This window comes from Verruconatronum alginivorum, assembly GCF_056590205.1.
In genome coordinates, this window is record NZ_JBWPVQ010000001.1 from 1,973,638 (window position 1) to 1,997,635 (window position 23,998).

At 61.4% G+C, this 23,998-nt stretch carries 18 protein-coding genes; 2 read left to right on the plus strand and 16 right to left on the minus strand.

The genetic code is table 11. The annotated features are described in order from the left end of the window. Positions 1–18: 18 nt before the first annotated feature. The 9 genes from ACWUI2_RS06885 to ACWUI2_RS06925 form a co-directional block, all read right to left on the minus strand. A complete protein-coding gene (locus ACWUI2_RS06885) occupies positions 19–1,782 on the minus strand; it encodes a BatA domain-containing protein (protein WP_486982117.1) in 1,764 nt (587 codons plus the stop codon). Then, the gene (locus ACWUI2_RS06890) at positions 1,773–2,645 is read right to left on the minus strand and encodes a DUF58 domain-containing protein (protein ID WP_486982118.1); all 873 of its coding nucleotides are present in this window, start codon (positions 2,643–2,645) and stop codon (positions 1,773–1,775) included. Before ACWUI2_RS06890 ends, ACWUI2_RS06885 begins: the two co-directional genes overlap by 10 nt. 3 nt (positions 2,646–2,648) lie before the next feature. Further along, positions 2,649–4,076, minus strand: a complete 1,428-nt coding sequence (locus tag ACWUI2_RS06895; protein WP_486982119.1) for a hypothetical protein — start codon at positions 4,074–4,076, stop codon at positions 2,649–2,651. Beyond that, positions 4,066–5,070: an ABC transporter ATP-binding protein gene (locus tag ACWUI2_RS06900; protein ID WP_486982120.1), complete on the minus strand. Its 1,005-nt coding sequence runs from the start codon at positions 5,068–5,070 to the stop codon at positions 4,066–4,068. Before ACWUI2_RS06900 ends, ACWUI2_RS06895 begins: the two co-directional genes overlap by 11 nt. After that, positions 5,067–6,824: a hypothetical protein gene (locus ACWUI2_RS06905; RefSeq protein WP_486982121.1), complete on the minus strand. Its 1,758-nt coding sequence runs from the start codon at positions 6,822–6,824 to the stop codon at positions 5,067–5,069. The genes ACWUI2_RS06900 and ACWUI2_RS06905 overlap by 4 nt, the downstream gene beginning before the upstream one ends. 79 nt (positions 6,825–6,903) lie before the next feature. After that, the gene (locus ACWUI2_RS06910; RefSeq protein ID WP_486982122.1) at positions 6,904–7,863 is read right to left on the minus strand and encodes an AAA family ATPase; all 960 of its coding nucleotides are present in this window, start codon (positions 7,861–7,863) and stop codon (positions 6,904–6,906) included. A gap of 54 nt (positions 7,864–7,917) precedes the next feature. After that, positions 7,918–9,228, minus strand: coding sequence for a hypothetical protein (locus ACWUI2_RS06915; RefSeq protein ID WP_486982123.1), 1,311 nt, complete (start codon positions 9,226–9,228; stop codon positions 7,918–7,920). A gap of 114 nt (positions 9,229–9,342) precedes the next feature. After that, entirely contained in the window at positions 9,343–10,131 is a 789-nt protein-coding gene (locus ACWUI2_RS06920; protein ID WP_486982124.1) for a sugar phosphate isomerase/epimerase family protein, read from the minus strand. Between the two features lie 167 nt (positions 10,132–10,298). Beyond that, positions 10,299–11,594 carry a DUF3300 domain-containing protein gene (locus tag ACWUI2_RS06925; RefSeq protein WP_486982125.1) on the minus strand — a complete coding sequence of 432 codons (1,296 nt, stop codon included), beginning with the start codon at positions 11,592–11,594 and terminating at the stop codon, positions 10,299–10,301. A 133-nt stretch (positions 11,595–11,727) separates the two neighbouring features. On the opposite strand from ACWUI2_RS06925, the gene ggt reads away from it, so the two are divergent. Then, on the plus strand, positions 11,728–13,590 hold the full coding sequence (ggt, locus tag ACWUI2_RS06930; RefSeq protein ID WP_486982126.1) for a gamma-glutamyltransferase: 1,863 nt from the start codon (positions 11,728–11,730) through the stop codon (positions 13,588–13,590). Positions 13,591–13,612: 22 nt separating this feature from the next. On the opposite strand, the gene ACWUI2_RS06935 is transcribed toward ggt, so the two are convergent. The 7 genes from ACWUI2_RS06935 to yajC all read right to left on the minus strand — a co-directional run bounded on the left by ACWUI2_RS06935 (position 13,613) and on the right by yajC (position 21,010). Further along, positions 13,613–14,182: a type 1 glutamine amidotransferase domain-containing protein gene (locus tag ACWUI2_RS06935; protein ID WP_486982127.1), complete on the minus strand. Its 570-nt coding sequence runs from the start codon at positions 14,180–14,182 to the stop codon at positions 13,613–13,615. Positions 14,183–14,212: 30 nt separating this feature from the next. Beyond that, positions 14,213–14,716, minus strand: coding sequence for a YciE/YciF ferroxidase family protein (locus tag ACWUI2_RS06940; protein WP_486982128.1), 504 nt, complete (start codon positions 14,714–14,716; stop codon positions 14,213–14,215). After that, positions 14,713–15,177, minus strand: coding sequence for a hypothetical protein (locus ACWUI2_RS06945; protein ID WP_486982129.1), 465 nt, complete (start codon positions 15,175–15,177; stop codon positions 14,713–14,715). Before ACWUI2_RS06945 ends, ACWUI2_RS06940 begins: the two co-directional genes overlap by 4 nt. A gap of 152 nt (positions 15,178–15,329) precedes the next feature. After that, positions 15,330–16,376, minus strand: coding sequence for a DUF368 domain-containing protein (locus ACWUI2_RS06950; protein ID WP_486982130.1), 1,047 nt, complete (start codon positions 16,374–16,376; stop codon positions 15,330–15,332). Further along, the gene (gene recJ / locus ACWUI2_RS06955; protein ID WP_486982131.1) at positions 16,373–18,133 is read right to left on the minus strand and encodes a single-stranded-DNA-specific exonuclease RecJ; all 1,761 of its coding nucleotides are present in this window, start codon (positions 18,131–18,133) and stop codon (positions 16,373–16,375) included. Before recJ ends, ACWUI2_RS06950 begins: the two co-directional genes overlap by 4 nt. Further along, positions 18,103–20,661 carry a protein translocase subunit SecD gene (gene secD / locus ACWUI2_RS06960; protein WP_486982132.1) on the minus strand — a complete coding sequence of 853 codons (2,559 nt, stop codon included), beginning with the start codon at positions 20,659–20,661 and terminating at the stop codon, positions 18,103–18,105. Before secD ends, recJ begins: the two co-directional genes overlap by 31 nt. A 25-nt stretch (positions 20,662–20,686) precedes the next feature. Then, positions 20,687–21,010: a preprotein translocase subunit YajC gene (gene yajC / locus ACWUI2_RS06965; RefSeq protein ID WP_486982133.1), complete on the minus strand. Its 324-nt coding sequence runs from the start codon at positions 21,008–21,010 to the stop codon at positions 20,687–20,689. Between the two features lie 101 nt (positions 21,011–21,111). Here yajC and speA point away from each other — a divergent pair, with 101 nt between their 5' ends. Further along, on the plus strand, positions 21,112–23,097 hold the full coding sequence (speA, locus tag ACWUI2_RS06970) for a biosynthetic arginine decarboxylase (protein WP_486982134.1): 1,986 nt from the start codon (positions 21,112–21,114) through the stop codon (positions 23,095–23,097). Positions 23,098–23,998: the final 901 nt, after the last annotated feature.

Consider the following 23,998-nt stretch of genomic DNA (forward strand, 5'->3'; position numbering starts at 1 on the left):
AGAATTATGAATTAGGAATTAGGAAGTGTGGGGGGAGGTGAGGCGCCAGGAAACGAGGAGGGTGGTGGCGAGGAGGAGGAGCCAGAGGGGGGTGAGGAAGTCGGCGGTGGTGTTTCGCTGGAGGCGGGCGGCGGTGGAGGCGGCGATGTTGTCCTCGGTGGCGGCGGCGCGGAAATCGGCTTCCCGGGTGTCGGCGAAGTGGACTGCGGCGCGAAGGAGGGGGCGGTTGTTCTGGTGGATTTCAAGGAAGCCGGGATCTCCGGGAGCGGTTAGCAGCGGAGCCCGGTGGGCGGGGATCGTTTGCTCGGTGAGGTTGTTGGAGCGGTCGCGGAAACGGAAGGTGAGATCGCCGCCGAGGGGATCCGCCGCAAGGGCGAAGGTTTGGTTAGTTTCGAGCATGCGTTGTTCGAAGTCGATCTTGGTTTCGCGGATCTGATCGGTGAACCGATGGAGGAGAACGACGAACGCGGGCAAGCGGGCGGCATTCGAATAACGGAGATCGAAGTTGCAGAAAAGGGAGCGGGAGGAGCCGGATTGGCGGAGGAGAATCAGGGGGCGGTCTCCTTGCCAGAGGAGAACCCGGTCGTCGGGGCCGACGGAAACATCCGAACCGGTTTGGACGAGGAGGCCGTCCCAGTTGAGGTCGCGCGTCAACGGGTGGTTTTCGGCGAGAATGGGACCGGAGAGGAGGCGTTCGGGCGGCGTCGTTTCGGTGAGGAAATAGACGGCCGGGTGGGGGAGATCGTTTTGGCCGGGAAGGCGGGTGGCGAGACGGAGGTCGGGACGACCGGAGGCGACCGGTCTCCAATGCGGCAGGCTGCGCAGAAACGGTCCGGTGAAACCGTCGAGAGCCGGATGTTCTTCCACCGAAATGGAAATCTCTTTGGGACGCGGCCGGAGCAACGGCAGCCAATCGTCGAGGGAAAAGCGGTCGGGGGTCATCGTCAGGAAACCTTCGTCGGCGTCCGGGGGGAATTCTCCGCTGAGTGCGACGGTTTGCCCCGGGTCGAGCCGGATGGTCTGGGGGGAGGTGGCGTGTTCGCCGAACACGGCGCGCCATTCCCGGGTTTGGGGATGGTTGCCGTAGTTGCGGACCAACGCCCGCCAAGTGGTTCGGTCGCCCTCGTCCTCGATGCTGAGACCGGCGAAACCGCAATTCTCGATCGGGGAACCGGCCGCGAGCAGGTGGACGCCGGAAGGGAGGTCCGGGAGGGGACGGTCGGAAGCGAAGATGACGTCGCCGTCCCGGCGGAGGAGGGAGCGGGCGCGGTTGATGGCGGGGATCGGGTCGTGGGAGCCGGACCGGGGTATCCAATTTTCCATGGCGGCTCGCATCGCGTCGAGGTCGTCGCCCGAGTAAAGAGTTCCCCGGCGGGGATCGGTTTCGAGGAGAATCCAGTCGGTGCGGGCGCTGGTGCGGGCGGTCCGGCTGAGACGCCGGTCGAGCGTGCCGATGACGTCGTCGCGAAACGGGGTCATCGAGGCGGAGGAGTCGAGCACGACGACGATCCGTTGGAAGGAGTCGGGCCGTATCCAGCGCGGTTCGCTGAGCAACCAGGCGAGGAGGAGCACGGCGAGGATCTGGAGCCAGAGCGGGAGGGAGTTGCGCAGACGGTCGAAACGGATCCCGTGTTTGCTTTCGCGTTGCAGGTTTTCGAGGAGGAACAAGGTGCTGGTGACCACCTCGCGACGTTCCTTTTGCAGAAAGTGGATCAGCAGGATGACCGGAATGCCGAGCAGCGCCCAAAGGCCGGCGGCCAAGTTGACGAAAGTCAGGCCCATGACTCCACGGCTCCGCGTTGGATCGGTTCTCCTTGAAAAGCCTCGATCAAAGTCCCCTCCGCCGGGACCCGGGCGAAGAGGATTCCGTGACGACGGGCCTCGTCATCCCATTGGCCGAAGTGGCGGGCGTAGTTCCGCCGGTAGCGCGCCATCAAGTCGGCGTCGACGAACCGCCGTTGGCGCGTTCCTCCTTCGCAATCGAGGAAACTCAAGTGTCCCTCCCAGTCGGGATCGGACTCGGACCGGCTGTGAACCGCGAACGCGATTCCGCGTCCGTGGCCGCGGGTCAGGTGCGACAAAGCGACGGAGTTTCCCGGCGGAAACAACCAGTCGCTGATCACGATTCGCAGTGAGTTCGGTCGCCATGGGACCAAGGCCAACGACGGAGTTCCGGCGACCGGAGGGCGGGGAGGCGAGGCGGTGCCGGCGGTCAATTCCTCGTGGCCGAGCTCGCGAATTTTGTCGCCATGGAATGAATACGTTCGGACGGAAGCACCGGCTTGGAGGCAACTCTCGCGGCAGAAATAGAGAAGTTCCCAGGAACGGTCGTGTTTGGCCGGTTCGAAAAACATCGAGGCGGAGGCGTCGAGGGCGAGATCGATTTGGGGACTCACCTCCTCGCGATAGAGTTTCATCGAATAGGCTCCGCTCCGAGCGAAGGCGGGCCAGTTGATGTGGCGCGGATCGTCGCCCGGGAGGTAGGGGCGATGATCGTGGAAATCGATGGAGCTGCCGGTCTCGGCGCCAGCCCAATTGCCGCTTTGCCCTCGCCAGATCCGTCCCCCGAGCGGGAGGCGGAGACGTTTGGCGACGGGGAGCGTCCGTTGCCGGATTTCGAGCAAGGTGGACGGTGGGCGTTCCATCGATCAGGTTTCGGTCGTCGGCTCCGGAAGGATGGGAGCGACCGGTTGTTCCATGGTGTGGAGAATCGGACGCAGGGGGAACCAGCGGAAGGCGAGAATGGCGAGGCTGAATAAAATCATCACCGACGTGGCGACGATATAGAGCGTGAAATCGTAAAACGGGAGGGCATCCCACACCAAAAGAAGCCCGAGGCAGGTTGGCAGAAAGACGATCAATGAGGCGACCGCCGATACGTTCGCCTGGTGCAGGATCAGCGCCATGATGGCCAGGAAGAACATGGAGGTATGGGTGGCGATGAACCAAGAAAAGCCGTGGGCCGTGGTCGGTCGGATGAGTCGGGTGAGGGCCACCGGAAAGATCAAAGCGGAAAACAAGATGAGGAGGGTCAAGATCCACTCGTCGTGGGAGGACGTCAGGCCGGAGGTGAAAAAGGCGAACGCCAGGGCGACGAGGGTGGTGTATGCGACGGCGCTCGGCCAGCCGGGATAGAATAAAAAGCGTCCCGCCAGACGGCCGACCGGTCCCCGGCTGGAATAGGGGAGGAAGATGCTCCGGATCCAGCGGGGCGTTTCGCAGAGCCCTTGGATACAAATGAAGGCGACCAGCGGCGCCGCAAGGAACAGCGGGATTCCGCTGCCATTCCCCGCTTCGTTCAATATTCCGGCTCCGACGAGGGCGACCAGTCCGATCACCCGGATGAAGAAGGAGCGGGTTTCCGCCGCCGGACCGATTTTGGCCGACCCGATTTCGAACATCAGAAGGATGACCAACGGGACGAAGAAGGCGGCGAGGATGTAAGGGTTTTGGTCGATCCCGCCCGCGCCGGCTGCTCGGAGTGGACTGAAGCCGAACAGCAAAGGCACGACGCCGCTGAAGCCCCAGAATACGGTGAAAAACATTGCCCCTCGAACGATCAAGGGGTTGTGGGCGGAAGACCCGACGGTGGCGGCGGTCAATCCGGCGGAGGCGACGAGCAGCCAGGCGAGCACGGTCAACTCGGTCAGCAGGTCGATTCCTCCGAGGAAATAGCGCAGCATCAAGTAAGGCAGGATGGCGAAGACGAACAGCAGTCCCTGGGCCATCAAGGCGGCCCATTTGCCGGTGACGATTTTCCATGGAGTCAGCCGGGTCAGGTAAACCAGTTCGAGACTGTTCGCCTTGATTTCGTTGCGCAGAGTTCCGTGTCCGGCCCATGGCAAAACGAGGAGGAGGGGAACTCCGATGATGAACCAGAAGAGACCGCTGAAGAAGCTCAAGGCTTCCCGGGAGGCTCCGGCGGCGGTGACCAGCGCCCCCGATGCGCAGAAAATCATCGCGAGCTGGACGAGGAGAAACGACCAGAGGAAAAGTTTGCCGCGCATGCCCTGGCGCAGTTCTTTGACGAGAATCGGGCTCAGCCAATCGCTGGGGTCGGATTTGTCAGTTTTCATGGTTAATCGGTTGTCGGACATGGGGGGTCGAAGGCGTTTTGTGACCGTTGTCGGCCTCGAGTTTCTGGAGAAGAGAGACGAAGGCGTCCTCGAGTTTCCGTTCCTCCCGGTGGAAGGAAGTGACCGGCAGGCCGTCGTCGAGCATTCGTTTTAAGGTGGCGGTGAGGAAGGCCGGATCTTCGTTGTCGAGTTGGAGTAAGCACCCGTTTTTGCGGATTTCGAGGACCGACAGGGAAGGTTGGAGAAGAGCCCATTGCTCGAGGGTCACCGGATCTCCCGCCAGTTCGACGGCGAGGGCGACGCCGGATTCGCCGTGGCGAAGGAGGCTGTCGGCGGAACCCTCGTGGACTACGCGTCCTTCGTCGATGAATACGAGAAAGTCGCACATCTCGCCGAGTTCGGAAAGGATGTGGGAACTGATGAAAATCGTCTTTCCCTCTTCGGCCAACAAACGTATCAAATGTTTGAATTCGATCCGGGCTTTGGGGTCGAGGCCGGCGGCGGGTTCGTCGAGGATCAGGACGGAAGGGTCGTGGATCAAGGTGCGTCCGAGGCAGAGCCGCTGTCCCATCCCTTTGGACAGGCCTTGCATCGGGCGGTCGGCCAGCGATTCGAGCTCGGTGAATTTCATTACCTCGCCGATGCGGCGGCGGCGTTCGGCGCCGCGATAACCGAAGGCGCGGGCGAAGAAATCGAGATAATCGCCGACGGTGACGTTTGGATACGCCTCGTAGGCGTCGGGCATCCAGCCGACCTGTCGGCGGACCTCGAACGGGTAATTGACCACGTCGATACCGCCGATGGAAATCGCTCCGGCGTCGGGGAGATCGAGGGTGGTCATCATCCGCATCGTGGTGGTCTTGCCGGCGCCGTTGGCTCCGATGAAGCCGACGACCTGTCCGGACGCGATCGAGAAGGAAACTCCCTGCACGGCGCGGACCGTCCCGAAGGAACGGTGGACGTGGGAGAGGGAAATGGCGGGCGGGGTTTTCATGGATTAGCGCGGGCGAGGGGCCCGGTGTGAACGACGGTTTGGGATTTCCAGCGAATGGAATCGAGAGTGGCGACGGTGTTGTCGGCGTGGCCGGCGGTGAAGGCGAAGAAGTAGCCCCGTTTCCCCCGGAGGGGATCGATCCGCCGATCGGCGATGGGGCCGACGGAGTCGTTGATCCTCGCCCAGGCTTCGTCGAGGGCCTTTGTGTCCGAAGGAATGAGACGCACCGGAGTTCCGGTCGGTAGGTCGGCGGTCTGCCAGATCCTTCCCCCGGGATCGCGGTAGAAGAGGGAGTCGATCGGGAACGGGAAGGTGGAAAGGATTTCCGGCGGCGCGTCTGGGGTCGAAGGTTGGACGGATTCGATTCGCCAGCGGGTGGCGGAGACCCCGGTGACCAAATGGGCTTGGATCGAGCGGTTGCGGAACCAGTCGCCCCGGTAGGAGTTTCGGGCGGCGCGGAGGCCGAGCCCTTGGTTGGGTTGATTGGTCAAGCTGAGAATCGAAAGCTCCACCGGGGTGTCGATGGCAAATTCGCGATTGGTCAACAAGGCGGTGCGGATGGCCTGTTCCTGGAGAAAGACGGCTTTGTGCTCGTCGGGGAAGTGATGCCAGACGGCGAAGCGATGTCCCTCGCCTCCGACGCCGTCCTGGCCGAGGATGAGGAGGAACATGGCGAGGCTGGTGCCGAAGGCGATGGCGGGCGTTGTCCAAAACAACCGGTAGCGACGGTGGCCCCGGGCGAAAAGAAAGAGGTTGACCGGCCCGACCACCACGGCGAACAACACCAGGAAGGCGATGAACGGAAGTTGGCGGACGCGGATTTCGGGAAGTTGCGCGAGCAATCCCCAAGCGGAGCGGCGGTAGGCCTCGGCCATTTGGTTGTGGCTGGAGAGGTTGCGGGAGAAGATCTCGACGCGCGTTTCCTCGATCGCGACGTCGTCGCCGGTCCGGGGCCACGTATGGAAGGAGCCGAAACCGTGGACGGACGATCTTTCGGCGAGATTCGGGAGCCCGGGTAGCGGGGAGGTTTCGCCGTGTTCGCGGCAAATGTAGAGGCGGCCTCCGGTGGCGACCCAATCGGTGACAGCGAGACGTTCGGCGGCGCCGGTGGAAAGCCAATCGGTGTCGCTGATCCAAAGGGCGTCGAGTCCGGCGTAGCCCCGCCAGTCGGGGGTCATCAAGGCGGGATCGAATGCGGAGCCGTTGATCCGGCCGACGCCATGGCTTCCGCCGGAGTCGTCCAATCGTCCGGAGTTGGCGTTCCAGAGGCCGGGGCTCATGGCGATGGCCGGGGAGCTTCGGCCGAGGCCGAAATGGAGGGGCCGTTGTTGGAAATAAAGGCGGCGTTCGGCTGGGACGATGCCATGGCCATGGACGGTGGCGGTCAGTTGGCCGTAGCCGTTGATCCGGGCCACGGGGACCATGACGTCGAAGCGGCGGGCTTCGCCATGGGGGACGGTGAGACTGGTCTCGTAGTGCAGGGAATTTCCGGAGTCGAAATCTTGTCCGGACCGGAAGTTGAAGCCCCAGGAGCGTTCACGGCCGGAATGGTTGCTGATGGTGACCCGGACCGGGGCGTATCCGCGGAGGGGGGTGGATTCGTAAAACGAATGGACCTCGATCTGGACTCGGCTGTCGAGCGTCGTCCCCGGACCATGGACCCGGAACCGGGCGGCGTCGCACGGTAGGGCCGAGGCTAAGATCAGGCAAAGGGCGAGGAATAAAAGGAAGGGGGTGGTCGACCGGATTTTCATGATTAAGGGCAGAACGTTAATACATTGGATGTGGGAAAAAAGTGGCGGAGGCGTCCTGCCTCCGCCACTTTTGGGTGATTCATGCGAGGGTTTTGGGGAGGTCGCGATTGTGGGGGGCGATTTCCTGGAGGAGTTGGTCGACCACGGCGGAGCCGGTCAAGCCGTCGAGGCGGGCATGGTAGTCGAGGATGATCCGGTGGCGCAGGACCGGGGCGGCAATCGATTGGACGTCTTCGAAACTGGCGTTGGGGCGGCCGTGGAGGAAGGCCCGGGCGCGGGCGGCGGCGGCGAGACCGAGGGCGGCGCGGGGACTGGCGCCGAATTTGAGGTGGGCGGCGGTCTTGGATTGGCCGGGGTGGGTGGCGTCGACCAAGCGGGCGATGTAGTTGGCGACCACGTCGGGGAGAAAGATTTGGCGGGCGGCCTGACAGGAGCGGTCGAGTTCCTCCCGGTTGAGGACCGGTTCGACCGGGATTTCCGCTCCCATTTCCCGTTGGGTGACGATCCGTTCGAGGACGTCGACCGGGTTGCGGTGGATTTCGAGTTTGAAGAGGAACCGGTCGAGTTGGGCTTCGGGGAGCGGGTAGGTGCCCTCGAGTTCGATCGGGTTTTGGGTGGCGAGGACGAAGAAGGGCTTGGGGAGGGGATGGGTTTCGCCCATGACGGTGACGCGACCCTCCTGCATCGCTTCGAGGAGGGCCGATTGGGTTTTGGGGGAGGCGCGGTTGATTTCGTCGGCGAGGAGGATGTTGGCGAAGACGGGTCCGGGCTGGAAGACGAAGCGGCGGCCCTCGGGTCCCTCTTCGAGCATCGGGTTGCCGGTGATGTCGCCGGGGAGGAGGTCGGGGGTGAATTGGATCCGTTTGGCTTCGACTTGCAGCGCCTTGGCGAGCGCCTTGACCAATTCCGTTTTGCCGAGGCCGGGGAGACCCTCGAGGAGGATGTGTCCCCGGGCCAGCACGCCGATCAGAACGTTTTCGACGAGTTGTTCCTGGCCGAAGAGGACATTGTTCAAGGTTTCTTGGAGGCGTTGGAGCATGGGAAGAAAAGGATGAATTATGAGTTATGATTAGGAAGGATAAGGGAGAGGGGGCTATTCGAAGTAGTGTTGGAGGCGTCGGCGTTCGGCGGGGGTGAGGTGGGAACGGAAGACGGCGTCGCCGCCGGAGCCGGGGAGGGCGATTTCGCCGCCGGGGGTGATTTGGTTTTGGTGTTCGGAATCGACTTCCGGTTCGGATTGGGTGGTGCCGATCTGTTGGCCGAGGGCGGCGCGGGAGAGGTCGGGATTGGAAACCGCTTCGCGGCGGTCGGAATCGATCAAGGTGGGGAACTCGGAGAACGTCAGGTCGGCCGCGCCGGGGCCTTTGCCGATGCCTCCGGAACCGGCGCAGGCGGTGCTGCCGCAGGAAGGGCAATCACCCTCCGCTTCTCCGGGACCGCCGGGGCATTGGCCTTGGGTCATGGCGCATGCTTCGCGACCCTGCCGGACCATTTCGGCGAGGCGGTCGATTTGCTCCTGGGTCAGGCCCTCGATTTGGGTGAAATCGATTTCGCCCAGTTGGGCGAGGGCTTCGGGGCTCAGTTTCAAGGTGCCGTCGTTTAGTTGAGAAAGGGTCTCGAGCCAATGTTCCTGGAGGAGAGGGCGGAGCCCGGAAGGAATGTCGTCGAGGGATTCGCGGGCGAGGGTCAGCGGGTATTCGGCGCGCTCCAAGGCGGCTTGGAGGTGGCGGATCGATTCGAGGGCGGAGTCGCGCAGGTGGTCGCCAGCTTCCAGACTCCCGTGGGCGTACCATTCTTCGGGCGGTTGATCGCGGAGTTGACGGACCTGTTCGCGCCAATGGACGAGGGTTTCCTCGTCGAGGAGGTCCGGTTCTTCGAGGAGGTCAGCCCAGGCTTCGATCTCGCGCCAGGCAAGCGGTTCTTCGGGGGGATGGACCGGTCCTGGGGCACTTGATTGTCCGACCGGAATCCAGGCTGCGAGCAGGAGAAAGGAGGCCGCGCCGATTGCGGGAAGGGCGAGACGGGGACGGGACCAACGGAGGGATTGGGGAGGAGGGATGGGGTCGGGCCAGTTCGCGTGGCCGAGGCGGGCGGCGGTGAGTCGGTTGTGGAGATGGAGCCGGGACTCGAGATGAACGAGGCCGTCGGCCAGGGAAAAGCGTTGGTTTCGGCTGCGCCTGAGCGCGAAGACGGCGGCGGCCAAGAGAGCGATGACGAAGCCGAGCCAGAAAGAGAGGGCGGGGGCGTGACCGGTCTTTCGGAGTAGGATAAGGAGGAAGCCCTGGAGAATGGCGAGACCGAGCAGGAGGGGCGTGAACTGATGCAACCAAAACCCCAGGTTGATGCGACGACAAATCCGGCGGGCGGTGTTTTCCCAGAATTCTTGAGTGGAAGATTGGGGCATGGGGGAAGGAGCGAAGCGGAAGGAGTTGAAGGAGGCAGGGGTGAGGAGAAGGAGACGAGGAGGCGGTTTGTGTGCCTCCTTTCTCCTCACCCCTTCGCCTACCTCCTCTTCGTTTTACAAGCCTTGTTCGCGGAGGAAGGCGTAGCTGGACTTAAGGCAGTCGAATGGATCGCGGTAGCAGCGGTCTTGTTCGACGGCGTACCAGTCGACTCCGGCGGCTTCGCAGGCGGCGATGATCGCGGGCCAATCCATGTTGCCTTCGCCGATCGGAGCCATCCGGGTTTCGTTCTTACCTTCGATCACTTCCTTGTCCTTCAAGTGGATGACCGGGACGCGCCCGTGGCATCGTTCGAGAATCCGGACGCAATTGAGGCCGGCGTGCTCGATCCAATAAAGGTCGAGTTCGAGCATGAGATCCTCGCCCCCTTCATCGATCAGAATGTCTTCGAGGGTCTTGCCGTGGCGTTCCGGGCGGAAGAATTCGTGGCTGTGGTTGTGGTGGCCGAACCGGATCCCTTCCTTTTTGAAGCGGTCGATGATCGGGCGGGCTTCCCGGATGAATTTCCGATAACCGTCATAGGTGTGCTCGGGATTCACGACGCCACCGATGGCGACGTAGTCGCAGCCAAGGGTTTGGTGGAATTCGACTTCCGCCTCCAGATTGTTGACCAACCGGTCCCAGGGGCGGTGGGTGGCGATGCACTTGAGGCCGTTGTCATCCAGCATGGAGCGGGCGAGTTTGGCGTCGACTTCCGGGGTCTCGCCATTCATGGCGCCGACGGCCGACATTTGGACCGCGGGATACCCGATTTCCCCGATTTTCCGGAGGGTTTCGGCCAGATCCTTGGCGGTGGTGGTGTGCTCGCGCACGGTGAACATTTGGACTGCTGTCTTGTTTGGCATGGATGCTCTCTCGAGTGAGTTGTCAACGTGCTGCGGGAATGGACTCCCGCAGATAACCTTCGATTGAGCAGGTTAGGGAAGCGGAGAAGGTGAATCAAGATTTCAATCGTTGAGAAGGGGCTAAAAGGCGCCGCGAACCCCTTCCGTCGCCGGTATGGTTTCGGCCTTCAGGGTTGGGGCCTTCGTTCCCGGTCGCGATTCTGGCGTTCCGGCCGTTCCGGGCGATTTGCTCGTTCCGGCCGATCCGCCGCGTCGTTTCGGCGTTCGACCCAAGCGCCGCGCTCCGATGGATTGGATGGATCCGGGCGGTCGTTCCGGTCCAATCGGTCCGAGGGAGTCAAGACCGTGGGGTTTCGCGGAGGGTGGTTAGCCGGGCGCTCGGTCCGGTCACGTCCCTCCGGTCGTTCGAAACGACGGGTTTCCGGCGGGCGTTGGGTGGCGCTTCGTTCCCGTTCCCGGACCCATGGGTGGGTGCTTGCGCGGTCCCGGGGCGGTTGTTGCGGGTGGGGTGTTATCGGGCGATGGACGCGTTCCCGGGGAGATTCATGGCGCTCGACCGTCGTTCGCTGGTTCCACATTTCCGATTCCCGGAACCGGGTGGGAGGCGTGACCCCGGAGGCGGTTGAGCGGCCGTAGCGGGCCGAGACGTCGTCGCGCGAATAAGCTACTCCCCGCCGATGCACCGGCTCGTGCCGCCATCGTTGTTCGGAAACCACGGTTCGGGTTTGGACATGGCCTCCGGAATCCCGCACTCTCACCGGCGGGTTCGGATAACGGTTCACCACCACGATATGGCGGCGGTGCCAATCCGGCCGACTGTAATAAAAGAAGGTGGAAACGCGGGTTCCCGACGACCAGTAAATGACCGTTTGCGAGTAGCTCGGCCCCGCATACCAATACACCGGCGGGTAGGCCGGCCACCACCAGCCGCCGTACACGATGGTTGGTTGATAATACGGCAGATAAATTACCCGGGGATTCGCGGGTTCGATCACGATCACCTCCCGCTCCCGCACCACCCGGACGTGTTCCAATCGGTCGAGATTTCCGGCCGCATGCGCGCGGCGTCGCAGTCCCTGGACCGTTTCCATCACCTGTTCCTCCTGCAATAAGAACGCATCCCCCAACCGTCGGGTCCAAGTCAAATCCGCGTCCATTCGTCGCAAAACATCCGGAAAGGCGGTCAGCGCCTGGACGCTCGGATCCCAGCCGCGGGCGGCGGCCGCCTCGACCGCTTCCGTTCCGTCCAATTGCGGGTTGGCCCGGGACCATCGCGCCGCTTCGACTACCTCCAGAGGATAGGTCGATGCCATAAGGATCTGCGCCAGAAGCGCGTCGGGATACAGGGCGATCGGGGCCAGCATCGAGTCGAGTTCCGCTTGGGTAAAGGCGTCGGGTTCCGTTGCCTGCAGAGGAGACAAAATCAGGAACCAACCGAGAACAAGGCGAAGGGTGGATTTCATGACCGAAAAGATCCTCATGTTGAAATTAGACAAGCAACTGGCGGAAAAGCTCCCATTCATCCCAACCTACGGTTGCCATCCCGTGGCGAAGTCCTAACCTGAAGCGCGAACCGATACCGAATACCGATCCGTCATGCGCTCATCGATCACTTTTGTAAAACCCCTCTTCTTCCTCCTAAGTTTCACTTCCGCCTTGCTGTTTGCGGCCTCCACAACAGCGAGCGGCCAGGTTCTCCATCCGTCCGATCCCGAGGATCGGCGCGAAGTACGAGGGCGGTTCGGTCCCGGCCCCGAGACTTCGTTTATTGCCCGCAACGGCATGGTCAGCACCGCCTCCCATCACGCGACTTTGGCCGGACTCGAAATCCTTCGCGGCGGTGGAAACGCCTTCGATGCAGCGGCCGCTGTCCAATTCGTCCTCAATGTCACCGAACCTTACGCCAGCGGAATCGGCGGGGGATTGTTCGTCGTCGCTTATGTCGCGCAATCCGGGGAGGTGATCACCCTCGACGGGCGGGAGGAGGCACCCCGGGCTTATCATCCCAACGTGTTCCGCGACGAATCCGGCGAACTGATCCCTTACTCCGATCGGGTCACCGGCGGAAACGCGGTCGGCGTCCCCGGGACTTTGGCCGCCATATCGTATTTGGTTGATCAATACGGAACGCTCTCCCTCGCGGAAACCCTTCATCCGGCCATTCGCTTGGCCCGCGACGGATTCGTCGTCACCGAACCGTTCGCCCGCGGCATCCGCACGCATCTGCATCGGTTACGGCTTTACCCGGAGTCGTTGCGGCTTTTCTCCCGGCCCGATGGCACGCCGCTGCGGGCGGGCGATCATTTCCGGCTCCCGGATTTGGCCCGCACCCTGGCGCAAATCGCCGAGCAGGGACCGATTGTTTTTTATGAAGGGGAGATTGCCGAGGAGATCGTGCGAGCGGTGCAAAACGACCCCCTGCGACCCGGTCTTCTGGCCCGGGAAGACATGGCCAATTATCGGGCGGTCGAGCGTCCGCCGGTGTCGATCGATTACCGCGGGTATGACGTGTACGGCATGGGGATGCCTTCCAGCGGAGGAGTGACGCTTGGACTGATGCTGAACTTGCTCGAAGCCGCCGGGTTTCATAATTTGGAGCCGGGTAGTCCGGAAGCGATCCACCTATTGGCCGACGTCCAGAATCTCGCCTTCGCCGATCGCAACCGTTTCATGGGGGACGCTGATTTCGTCGATGTTCCGGTCGAAGGTCTGCTCGACAAAGCGTATGCCGCGTCCCGTTTGGAGCTCCTTCATCCGGACCGCGCGCTGGCCGCACCGGCTCCCTCGGGCAACCCCGCTGGGTCCTCGGGGCGGACCACTCCGCGGGCGACCGCGCCGGAAGGCCCCTCGACTACGCATTTTTCCATCGTCGACCGGCATCTCAATGTGGTGTCGGTCACCTCCACCATCGAACAGCATTTTGGTTCGGCGATCACGGTGCCCGGCCGTGGATTTTTGCTCAACAATGAGTTGAGCGATTTTGAGGGGGAGGCATGGGACGACGGGGAAAACCTGGTGCCGAATGCGCCCGAAGGAGGGTGGCGTCCCCGGCGGACCGCTCTCGGCGAGGATGCGGAGAGCCTCGGAGGAAAACGTCCCCGCTCCAGCATGACCCCGACGTTGGTTCTGCGGGAGGGCAAGCCGGTGCTCGCCCTTGGTTCTCCGGGAGGGAGCCGGATCATCGGCATCACCTTGAATCCGTTGTTGCAGGTGATCGACTACGGGCTCGATTTGCAGGCCGCCGTCAACGCTCCCCGAGTGATCGCCCGGGGCGGACCGCTTGAACTGGAAGCTCCGCTTTACCGCAACCGACCATTGCTCGATGCCTTGCGGGCGCGCGGGTTCGAACCGGTCAACATCGAAGCCGTCGGTTCGGTCCAGGCGATTTTCATCGCCCCCGACGGTTCCCTCCATGGTGCCGCCGATCCGCGCCGCGAAGGCTTGGCGGTCGGCTATTGACGGGCGACCTATCGTCAGCTCCTCATGCGGTCCGGCGGCGGTCTTCGTGCACGCCCTCGGCGAACTCTTCCAGCATTTTTCGGTTGAACGCTGGAATGTCGTCGGGGTTGCGGCTCGTGACGATCCCTTGGTCGACGACCACCTCCTTGTCGACCCACTTTGCGCCGGCGTTGCGCAGATCGATCTCGATTGAATCGTAGGAGGTCACGGTGAGACCGCTGACCACTCCGGCGTTGATCAGGATCCATGGACCGTGGCAGATTGCCGCGATTGGTTTCGCTGATTCGAAAAACGCCCGGACGAATTTCACGGCGTTCGGATCCTTTCGAAGCGTATCCGGATTCTTGACACCGCCCGGAAGAAGCAAGGCGTCGAAATCCTCCGGGTCGGCTTCCTCCAACTGGAGATCGACCGGGAATTCGTCGCCCCAGTCGGTGCCGTTCCATCCTTTCACTTTATCCGAATTTGGCGAAACGATCTGGACCTCCGCTCCAGCCTCCACCAGCGCCGAACGCGGTTCGGTCATTTCCACTTGTTCAAACTGGTCCGCGACGAGGATCGCCACTTTTCTTCCCTGCAAATCGTGTTTCATGCTACTTCTCTCTCCGTTTCTTTCGGGGGGTTATCGCGTGCTGGAACTGAGGGCGTCGATGTTCACCGCGCTCATCGCGAGGTCGGTCAGCGTCTTTTCCGCTTCGATCTCTTCGTCCATCGAACGTTGGAAACTCATGCCTTCCTCCTCCTTTCCCAGCAGGACGGCAAACGTGCGTAACGCCGCGTTGCGAGCCATCGAGTCGTGGAGAATCCGTTGGAACAGGATCACCAAACCGGCGTCGATTACGTCCGGATCACTGGCCCGTTCGAGACAGAGGTGCCCCTCTTCGATCAACCCTTTCATTCCAGGGGAATCGCTCCCTTGTTGGACGATCGGATCGTCGGGTAAAATCTGTTCGATCCGTCCGATCCGCTCCCGGGTGTGGGGAATCATGTCGCGAATCCAGTCGCGCAGTTGCGCGTGGGTCGACACCCCGACCAGCTTGGGGAGAAACTCCAGCAACTGCTCCTCGCCTTGGCGCAAGGCTGCCATTTGATCGAGATACAATTTTTCCAACGTATCGATTTTCATGATGCTTTTCTTCCTTTTTTGGGTTGTTCGGTTTTCTCGATCGCCCGGGTGGTTTCTTCGTCGGTTTCGATCTCCTCAACCTCTTCCTCTTCCTGCGCGTAATGACCTTCCAGCATGTGTTCGTGGTCGGCCTCATGGATTCCTTGCTCGACCAGTTCCCGTTGAACCTCTTCTTCGTCCTCCGGCTCGAAATTCGGCACCTGCCTGCCGGACCCCGCTATGGTGTCGCTCGGATCGAGGGAATCATGGTTGTAATCGAGTTCCTCGCTTCCGTTTTCGATGCCCCGCATTCGAAGGAGTTCGCGCCTGGCCTGCAACCGATCTTCTTTGGTTGGCCGTGATCGTCCGTCGATCACGGCGATCTCCTTGGCCCGTTCCTCGATCATTGGTCCCGTCACGGTCCCCAGCCCATTGCCGTGGCTGAAAATCCTTCCTTCCACTTCCCGTCGTTTTTCCTTCATCTGAGTCTGGTTTCCTTCCTTCTGTTACGCGTTGAAATCCCTTGGTGTCGGCAGGCTCGACGCCTTGCCGAGAATCTTGCCTAAACTATAAGCGAGTTTCACCGCCCGCCAAAAGGAAGCCGCCTTTTCGGGGTTTCCAGTAAAAGGAAGGGTCAGCGGGGGCGGCGGTCGCCGATACGGGTGATGGCGAAGGTGGCCGCGAAACCGATGAGGATCAGGGCGGCGGCGCCGCCAACCTGCCCGGGGGTGGGGCGGAAATATTGGAACGGGAAATCCTTCGGTTCGACGATCCGTCCCGTTTGTTCGTAAAGGATCACGCCGTTCAACTCGATGAGGGTTTGTCCCTTGAGGAGCGTTCCGGGTTCCGGTTCGGTCGGACGCTGGAAGGGCCACAAGCCGACCACCGCCCCGAGGAGGAGGCCGAGCAGGACGCCGAGGGTTTGCCGGGGGAAGCGGTTCAGCAGCCATTTGACGAGGTTGCTGACCCCGGCGATGCCGAAGACCACGCCAAGGCCGACCGGGAGGGCAATTTGGAAAACCGGTGGGAGCAGCAGATCGAAATCGAGGGCGCGCAGGCCGGTGAAGATTTGTCCGACGCCGTCGAGGATCGGAACGTAAACCCCGAGCACCAGAAGCAGATAACCGCCGCTGACTCCCGGCAACACCATCGCGCTGGCGGCGGCGACTCCCGCGAGGAGCATGACGGCGAATCCATCCTGATCGCCGCCGGTCCCGGCCCCCCGGATCTGCAAAAGGGCGACCGTCACCATCATCATAAGACCGACGACGGCTCCAAAGGCGAACGCGCGGCCTTTGTGGTCGGCCATCCGCCAGATCAGCGGGACTCCTCCGAGGGTCAGGCCGATGAACAGGCTATACATCAGCCACGTGTGCTGGAGGACCAATTGACTGAGGAGTTGGGCGAGGGGACCGATTACCAAGGCCGCGGCGAAGGCGATGACGCCGATGAGGAGGAGGGAACGGCGGTTGAAACGGAGCCGGGAAACGTCGGCGACGGCTTGGACGAAGGCGGGGAACACGCCGGTGGCCAGGAGCATCGTGCCTCCGCTGATGCCGGGGACGAGGTTGGCCATCCCCATCAACGCCCCGCCGAGGCCGGCTCGGGTCAACAGGGACGGCAGGGGGAGGGGGGCGGCGGGAGAAGTCGGGGAGTCATCCTGCGGGGAATGGGAGTTCATTGGGAGGCGGAGTGGCGCCAATCGACCATTTCGAGCTGGAGGAATTGCCGCCCGTTGAAAAAATTCCAGTAGACCCGGACGACGACGTCGATCGGCCGTCCGGCAGGGGGCAGGCGATCGGCCATTTTCCAGGCGACCCCGAAGACCCGTTTGCCTTGGCCGTTGACGATCTTGAAGCGGAAATGGCGGTCGAGGAAAACCTCGGGAGGATGCCGGAGGACGACGTTTCGGACGGCGAAAAGCGGTTCGCGGTTTCCTTGGCCGAACGGATGGAGGAGGTCGAGCTCCTGGAGCAGGTCTTCGTTGACTTCGTCGAGATCGAGCCAGCGCGCGACGTTGATTTCCGGCTCGATCCGTTTTCCTTTGCAGGCCTCGCAGACCAGTTCGTCGAACCGGCGTTGGAAAGCGGCGACGTTTTCCTTGCGCAGGGAAACGCCGACGGCGAGCGGATGGCCGCCCCAACTCTCAAGCAGGTCGTCGCAATGTTGGAGGATGGCGACCAGGCTGACCCCCTCGATGCTGCGGCCGGAGCCCTTGGCGAGGTCGCCTTCGGAACCGAGGATGATGGCGGGGCGATGGAATTTCCGGCTGATCCGGGAGGCGACGATCCCGACCACGCCGGCGTGCCAGTTCTCGTCGTAAAGAATGATTCCGGTGGCGTCGCAGAGAAGCTCTTCCTTCTGTTTTTCCGCGTCGATCGTGATCTGGCGCTCGATCTCCTGGCGCTCGCGGTTGAATTCGTCGAGGAGCTTGGCGCTCTCCAGGCAGAACTTCCGGTCATTGCTAAGTAGCATTTGGACCGGCAAAGTGGCGTCGGCCAGGCGTCCGCTGGCGTTGATGCGGGGACCGATTCGGAAGGAGATGTCCATGGGGCGGACCGTTTCCCCGGGTTTGAGGCCGGAAATTTTCAAGAGGGCGGCGACGCCGTCGCGTTGGCGGTTTTGGATGACTTTGAGACCGAATTTGCAGAGGATCCGGTTTTCGTCGACCAACGGAACGAGGTCGGCGATGGTCCCCATCGCGACCAGGTCGAGGTAATCCTTCAGGATGATTTCGGAAGCGGCGAGATGGTCTTCCTCGCGGAGAGCCTTGAGGAGACCGTGGGCCAACTTGAATACCAGGCCGACGGTGCAAAGGTGGGTCCAAGGCTGGTCCGGTTCGTCAAGAACGTGGGGGTTGATGAGGAGACAATCGGCGGGAAGGCTCTCCTTGGAGCGGTGGTGGTCGACGATGATGACGTCGATCCCCTTTTCGCGGAGATAGGCGACCTCTTCGACGGAGTTGGTGCCGCAGTCGACGGCGATGAACAAGTCGATCTCGTGTTCTTCGAGGACCCGGTCGATGGCGGTCCGGCTGAGGCCGTAACCCTCTTCGAGACGGCGGGGAACCATGAAGTGGGGGGAGAGGCCGAGCCGTTGGAGGATGCTGGTGAGGAGGACGGTGCTGGTGACGCCGTCGACATCGTAGTCGCCGAGGACGGCGATTCGTTCGTCGGACCGGAGGGCTTGGCGGAGACGGTCGACGGCGGGCCGGAGGTTGGTGAGGGTGAACGGGTCGTCGAGCTGGTTGAGACGGGGGCGGAGAAAGCGCTGGGCCTTATCCGGATCGGTGATGCCGATCCGGATAAGAAGTTCCGCCAGTATCCGGGAAGATCGGATACTGGTGCTGAGAGCTGTTATTTCCTCATCGGGAACAAGGTTGTATTTCCAGCGCATCCGCTCGCTGCTTACTTCGTGGCCTTGCTGGAGGCCGACCACTCGTAGTTCGGCAGGACATCTTTCCGTTCCTCGACGTGCCGGCGGTCGCCTTTGTGCCACCAGAAGAAGATCGGGCTGGCGATGAAGATGGACGAGAAGGTTCCGGTGATGATGCCGATGATGAAGATGAAGGCGAAATCGTTGACGACCCCGCCGCCGAAGACGTAGAGAGCCCCGGTGGCGAGCAAGGTGGTGAAGCTGGTCAGGATCGAGCGTTGAAGCACCCGGTTGATCGAACTGTTGATGATGTCCCTCAGTTTCGAATTCGGATCGAGCGAGAGTTGCTCCCGGATCCGGTCGAAGACGACGATGGTGTCGTTGATCGAGTAACCGACCACCATCAGGATACCCGCCACCATCGGAGCGGTGAACTGCCTCCCGCTCAGCACGAAGATGCCAATGGTCATCAAAAGGTCATGGATGATGGCGATGACGGCGCCGATCCCGTAACCCATTTCGAAGCGGAGCGCGACGTAGAGGAGGACGACGATCAACGCGGCCCCGATGGCCAGGACGGCGTTGCGGCGGATCTCGGCGCCGACGGTCGGTCCGATCCGGTTTTCCCCTTCGAGGCGGAGTCCGGCGTCGGGGAATTCGTCGACCAAGGCGCGGAAAACGGTGTCGCCCATGTCGAAGCGGGTTTGAATCCGGAGTTCTTCCGTAGTTCCCCCGATCGGACTGCGATAGACCGGAATGACCTCGCCGAGCTCGCGTTCGGCGGCGACCCGTTCGATGTCGAGGGTGGAAAGTCGCTCTTGGAAACTCAAGGTGATCTCGTCGCCCCCGACGAAGTCGATCCCGTAGATGCGGTCCCCTTTCATGGCGATGGCGACCAGGCCGACGGCGACGATCGCCCAGGAGGCGATGAAGGCCGGTTTGCGCCATTGGAGGAAGTCGATTTGGGAATCCTTGAGGATCGAGAACATCGGCAACTTCTTAATGAAGCCCGGGTTGATCAGAAATTCGAGCATCAGGCGGCTGATGATCAACGCGCCGAACATTGAGGTGAAGATACCGATGGCGAGGGTGATCCCGAAGCCCTTGACCGGGCCGGTGCCGAAGTAGATCAGGATGCTGGCGGTGAGGAGGGTGGTGACGTTGGCGTCGACGATGGTCGAAAGCGCTTTTTCGTAGCCTCCTCTGAGGGAGGTTTTCAACGTCTTGCCAAGGCGCAATTCCTCCCGGATCCGCTCGAAAATGAGAATGTTGGCGTCGACCGCCATACCGATGGTGAGGATGATCCCGGCGATGCCCGGCAAGGTGAGGGTCGCACCGATGGAGGCGAGAACGCCGAGGATGATCACGACGTTCACCATCAGGGTGACGCAGGCGACGGCCCCGGCGAACATGTAATAAACCAACATGAACAGCAGGACGAGCGCGCCGCCGATCATCATGGCCCGTTGGGCGGATTGGATCGAGTCCTCCGCGAGCGATGGGCCGACCTCGTACATTTCGACGATTTCGAGCGGAACGTCGAGGGGGTTGTTGAGGACGTTGGCCAGTTCAAACGCTTCGCGCTGGGAGAATTGTCCGGTGATCTCGGCGGAGCCGCCGGTGATGGCGCGGCGGACGGTCGGGGCGGAGTAAAGTTCGCCGTCGAGGACGATCGCCAGTTGGCCGATGTCGTGCGGCGGGCGGTTTTCCTGTTCGATCCGGCGGGTGATGTCGGCGAAGCGGCGGCCTCCTTCGGTGGTGAAATCCATCACCACCCGGTAGGCGCCGAATTCGTCGGTGACGACCCGGGCGCGGGTGATCGCTTCTCCGGTCAACTCCGGAATCCGGGTGACGACGTGGGGGATCCGGTCGATGTCGCCGGTCCGCGGGTTTTCCCGTTCCATATAAAGAAGGGCGTAGCCTGGCGGGACGTCGTCTTCGGAAATGGTGTAGGGGTTGATCTCGCGGTGGACGAGGCGGAATTCGAGGAGGGCGGGGCGCTGGAGTTCTGCGGTGATGTCGGGGTTGTCACGGGTGGTGACCCCGGGAAGTTGGACTTCGATCCGGTTCTCGCCGACCGGACGGATGATCGGTTCGGCGACGCCGAGGCCGTCGGCGCGGGTCCGGATGATTTCGATCGCTTTCTCGAGCATCAGCTCGCGTTCGTGGCCGGTGACGCGGGCTTCCTCTTGTTCGGCGAAAGCGAGGGTGAACGAAACGCCGCCGCGGAGGTCGAGACCGAGTTGGAGGCTTGCTTGGGATTGCTGGAGAATCTCGTTGAGGATGAGATTGTTGCGACGCTGGATGTTCCGCAAAGTCTCTTCGAGGCGCAGGTGGGGGAAAAAGCGATGGAGGTCGATTTCCTCCTGGTTGGCGATCTCGCGGAGCGCCATGAACTCGGTGACGTTGGCGTCTTCCGCGGCGCGAGCGGCGGCGCGGTCCATCAGTTCATTGAACTCCGCCTGGTGGGCGGTGGCCGCTTCCCGGATGTATTCGGGAAAGGGTGTTTCCTGAAGCGGGATGAGATTTGCGATGGCCCAGGCGACGATGGCGCCGGTGAGCACGAGTTTCCAGATGATACTGCCGTACATTTGTGGTGGCGGGGGGGAGGGAAAATCAGGCCTTCTTTTGAAGGCTGTGGACGAAGCTTTTGTTGAGTTCGACTTTGGTGTTGTCGGCGACTTTTAAAACGAACCGGTCTTCCTTGACGTTGGTGATCACTCCGTAAACCCCGCCGGCGGTCATAATTTCATCGCCAGTTTGAAGTTCGGTGATCATTTTTTGGAGCTCTTTTTGCTTTTTGCGCTGCGGCGCGATGAGGAGGAACCACATCGCGGCGAACATCAAGCCCATGATCATAAGGAAGCCGAGGGGGTTCCCGGGCTCCTGGGCCTGGGCGAAAATCGGGTGAAAAAGGGTGTCTATGCTAATTTTCTGCATTGCGTTTGATGAATGTGCTAAAAGAGATACAAAAAGTCGAAAGAAATGAGACTGCCTCCAAAACGCAAGCTCATTAAAGGAAATCTCCCAGGCAACCAAGTATGGCGAAACAGAATAAGAAATGGTCGATCAAGCAAGCCGTGGATTACTACGGCTTCAAGCGTTGGGGCGGAAAGCACTTTTCCGTGGACAAAACCGGCGTGGTTCATGTGCATCCCCAGGGGGACTCGGCCAGCATCAGCATCCACGATGTCGTCCTGGAAGCGGTCAGCAAAGGCTTGAAGCCTCCGCTGGTGATCCGGTTCCAGGATCTGTTGCGCCATCGGGTGATGGAAATCAACCAGGCTTTCGCCAAGGCGATCAAGGAGGAGGCCTACGACGGCGTTTACCGCGGGGTTTTCCCGATCAAGGTGAATCAGTTGCGCGAAGTGGTGGAGGAGATCCTGGACGCCGGGCAGCCTTATGATTACGGGATCGAGGCCGGGAGCAAATCGGAGTTGCTGATCGCGCTGGCTTTGCACGAGAACAAAAAGAGTCTCCTGGTCTGCAACGGCTACAAGGATGAGGAATACATCCGGCTGGCCCTGTTGGGGAGGAAAGTCGGGAAAAAGGTGATCATTGTGGTCGAGCAGGTTTCGGAGATCGAGCCGATCATCAACATCTCCCGGGAGTTGAACGTCGAGCCGATCATCGGGATCCGGGCCAAACTCCTCACTCGCGGCGAAGGCAAATGGGCTTCGTCGACCGGCGAACATTCGAAGTTCGGGTTGACCACCCATCAGATTTTGAACGCTTGCCGCGACCTCAAGGAGGCCGGTTTGACCCAGTCACTGCAGCTCCTCCACTTCCACGTCGGGTCCCAGGTGCCGAATATTTTGACCATCAAAAACGCGGTGGTCGAGGCGGCTCGTTTTTATTGCGAATTGGTGAAACTGGGATTCCCGATGGGTTACCTCGACGTCGGCGGGGGGCTTGGTATCGACTATGACGGGAGCCGCAGCAATTACGAGAGCTCGGTCAACTACACCCTGGAGCAATATGCCCGCGACATCGTTTTCAACATCCGGGAGATTTGCAAAAGTCGCGAAGTGGCGGTGCCCGATATCGTGTCGGAGAGCGGCCGGGCGGTGGTCGCCCCTCATTCCCTGCTGGTGGTGGAGGTGTTCGACCGGATTTCGAAGTCTGACGGAATTTTCAAGCCGGATCCGAAGAAGAAAAAGCACCCGATCATCGTCGGATTGGAGGAAGTGTTGGCGAATCCGGGGCATTATAGCCGGCTGGAACGGTTTCACGACGCGCTGCAGAAAAAGGACGAAGCGTTTTCCCTCTTCAACCATGGATATCTCGACATGGAGGATCGGGCGGCCGCGGAAAGCCTGTTTTGGCAGATTTGCCGGAAAATCGACAACGAGGACACCGGCGGCTATGTCCCGGAGGAACTTTATGAGTTGAAGAACCTGTTGGTCGACCAATACGTCTGCAACTTTTCGGTTTTCCAGTCGCTGCTCGACCACTGGGCGTTCAACCAGCTCTTCCCGATCGCGCCGTTGCACCGGTTGCGGGAGCGGCCGAGCGTGAATGCGGTCTTGGTCGACATCACCTGCGACAGCGACGGCAAGATTTCCCGTTTCATCGACCTGGAGGATGTGAAGGACTACATCGCGCTTCATCCTTTGAACGGCGACCCGTATTACATTGGCGTTTTTCTAACTGGCGCCTACCAGGACATCATGGGGGATCTCCACAACCTCTTCGGCCGGGTCAACGAAGCCCATGTTTTTCTGGAAGAGGACGAGGAAGATGGATTTTACATCGAGGAGACGATCAGCGGCAGCAAGGTGAGCGAGATCATCGAGTTCATCCAATACAAGGAAAGCGATATGCTTCGGGCGATGAAGAAGCAGATCGACCGGGCGACGAAGAACGATCTGGTCAAGCCGCGCGAAGGAACCCGGCTCCTCGACTTCTACCAAGGTTTATTGAGCAATAAGACCTATTTGAATATCGAGCCCGACAGCAAAAGCATGCGCCAGTTTCGTCCCGCCCCCCGGAAACGAGCGGCGAAGAAGAAGCCGGCGGGCGGTTGAAAAACGGCAAGCCTCCCCCCGGCCTCCGTACGCGGCCGAGGCCTCGGCCGGCGAAGTCCCCCAGGCTTTTTGGAGAGCTGCCCAAATGTTTCTCCGGACATTCCCTGACCCGATCGCGTCAGGGAATGTCCGGAGGATTGCGGTGCGGCGGGGTGACTTTCCCGCGTTTTTGCGGGAGGTGTCCGAAGGGGAAAGGCCGGGGACAGCGGTGGATTTGCCGCCGAATATGAAGAGTTGGCCGGGCGTCTTCCGGACATCCGGTGACGCGATCGGTTCAGGGAATGTCCGGATTGCGGTGCTGCAGGATGGTTTTTCCGCGTTCTTACAGGACTGATGTCCGGGGGTAAGACGGTGAATGGGGGATTTGCCGCCGAACATGAAGAGTTGGCCGGGAGTCTCTCCGGGACATCTGGTGACGCGATCGGGTCAGGGAATGTCCGGAGGATTGCGGTGCTGCAGGATGGTTTTTCCGCGTTTCTTACGGGACTGATGTCCGGGGTAAGACGGTGAACGGGTGGATTTGCCGCCGAACATGAAGAGTTGACCGGGAGTCTTTCCGGACAACCGGTGACGCGATCGGGTCAGGGAATGTCCGGAGGATTGCGGTGCTGCAGGATGGTTTTTCCGCGTTCTTACGGGACTGATGTTCGAGGGAAAGACGGTGAATGGTGGATTTGCCGCCGAACATGAAGAGTTGGCCGAGCGTCTTTCCGGACAACCGGTGACGCGATCGGGTCAGGGAATGTCCGGAGGATTGCGGTGCTGCAGGATGGTTTTTCCGCGTTCTTACGGGACTGATGTCCGGGGGTAAGACGGTGAACGGGTGGATTTGCCGCCGAACATGAAGAGTTGACCGGGAGTCTTTCCGGACAACCGGTGACGCGGTCGGGTCAGGGGATGT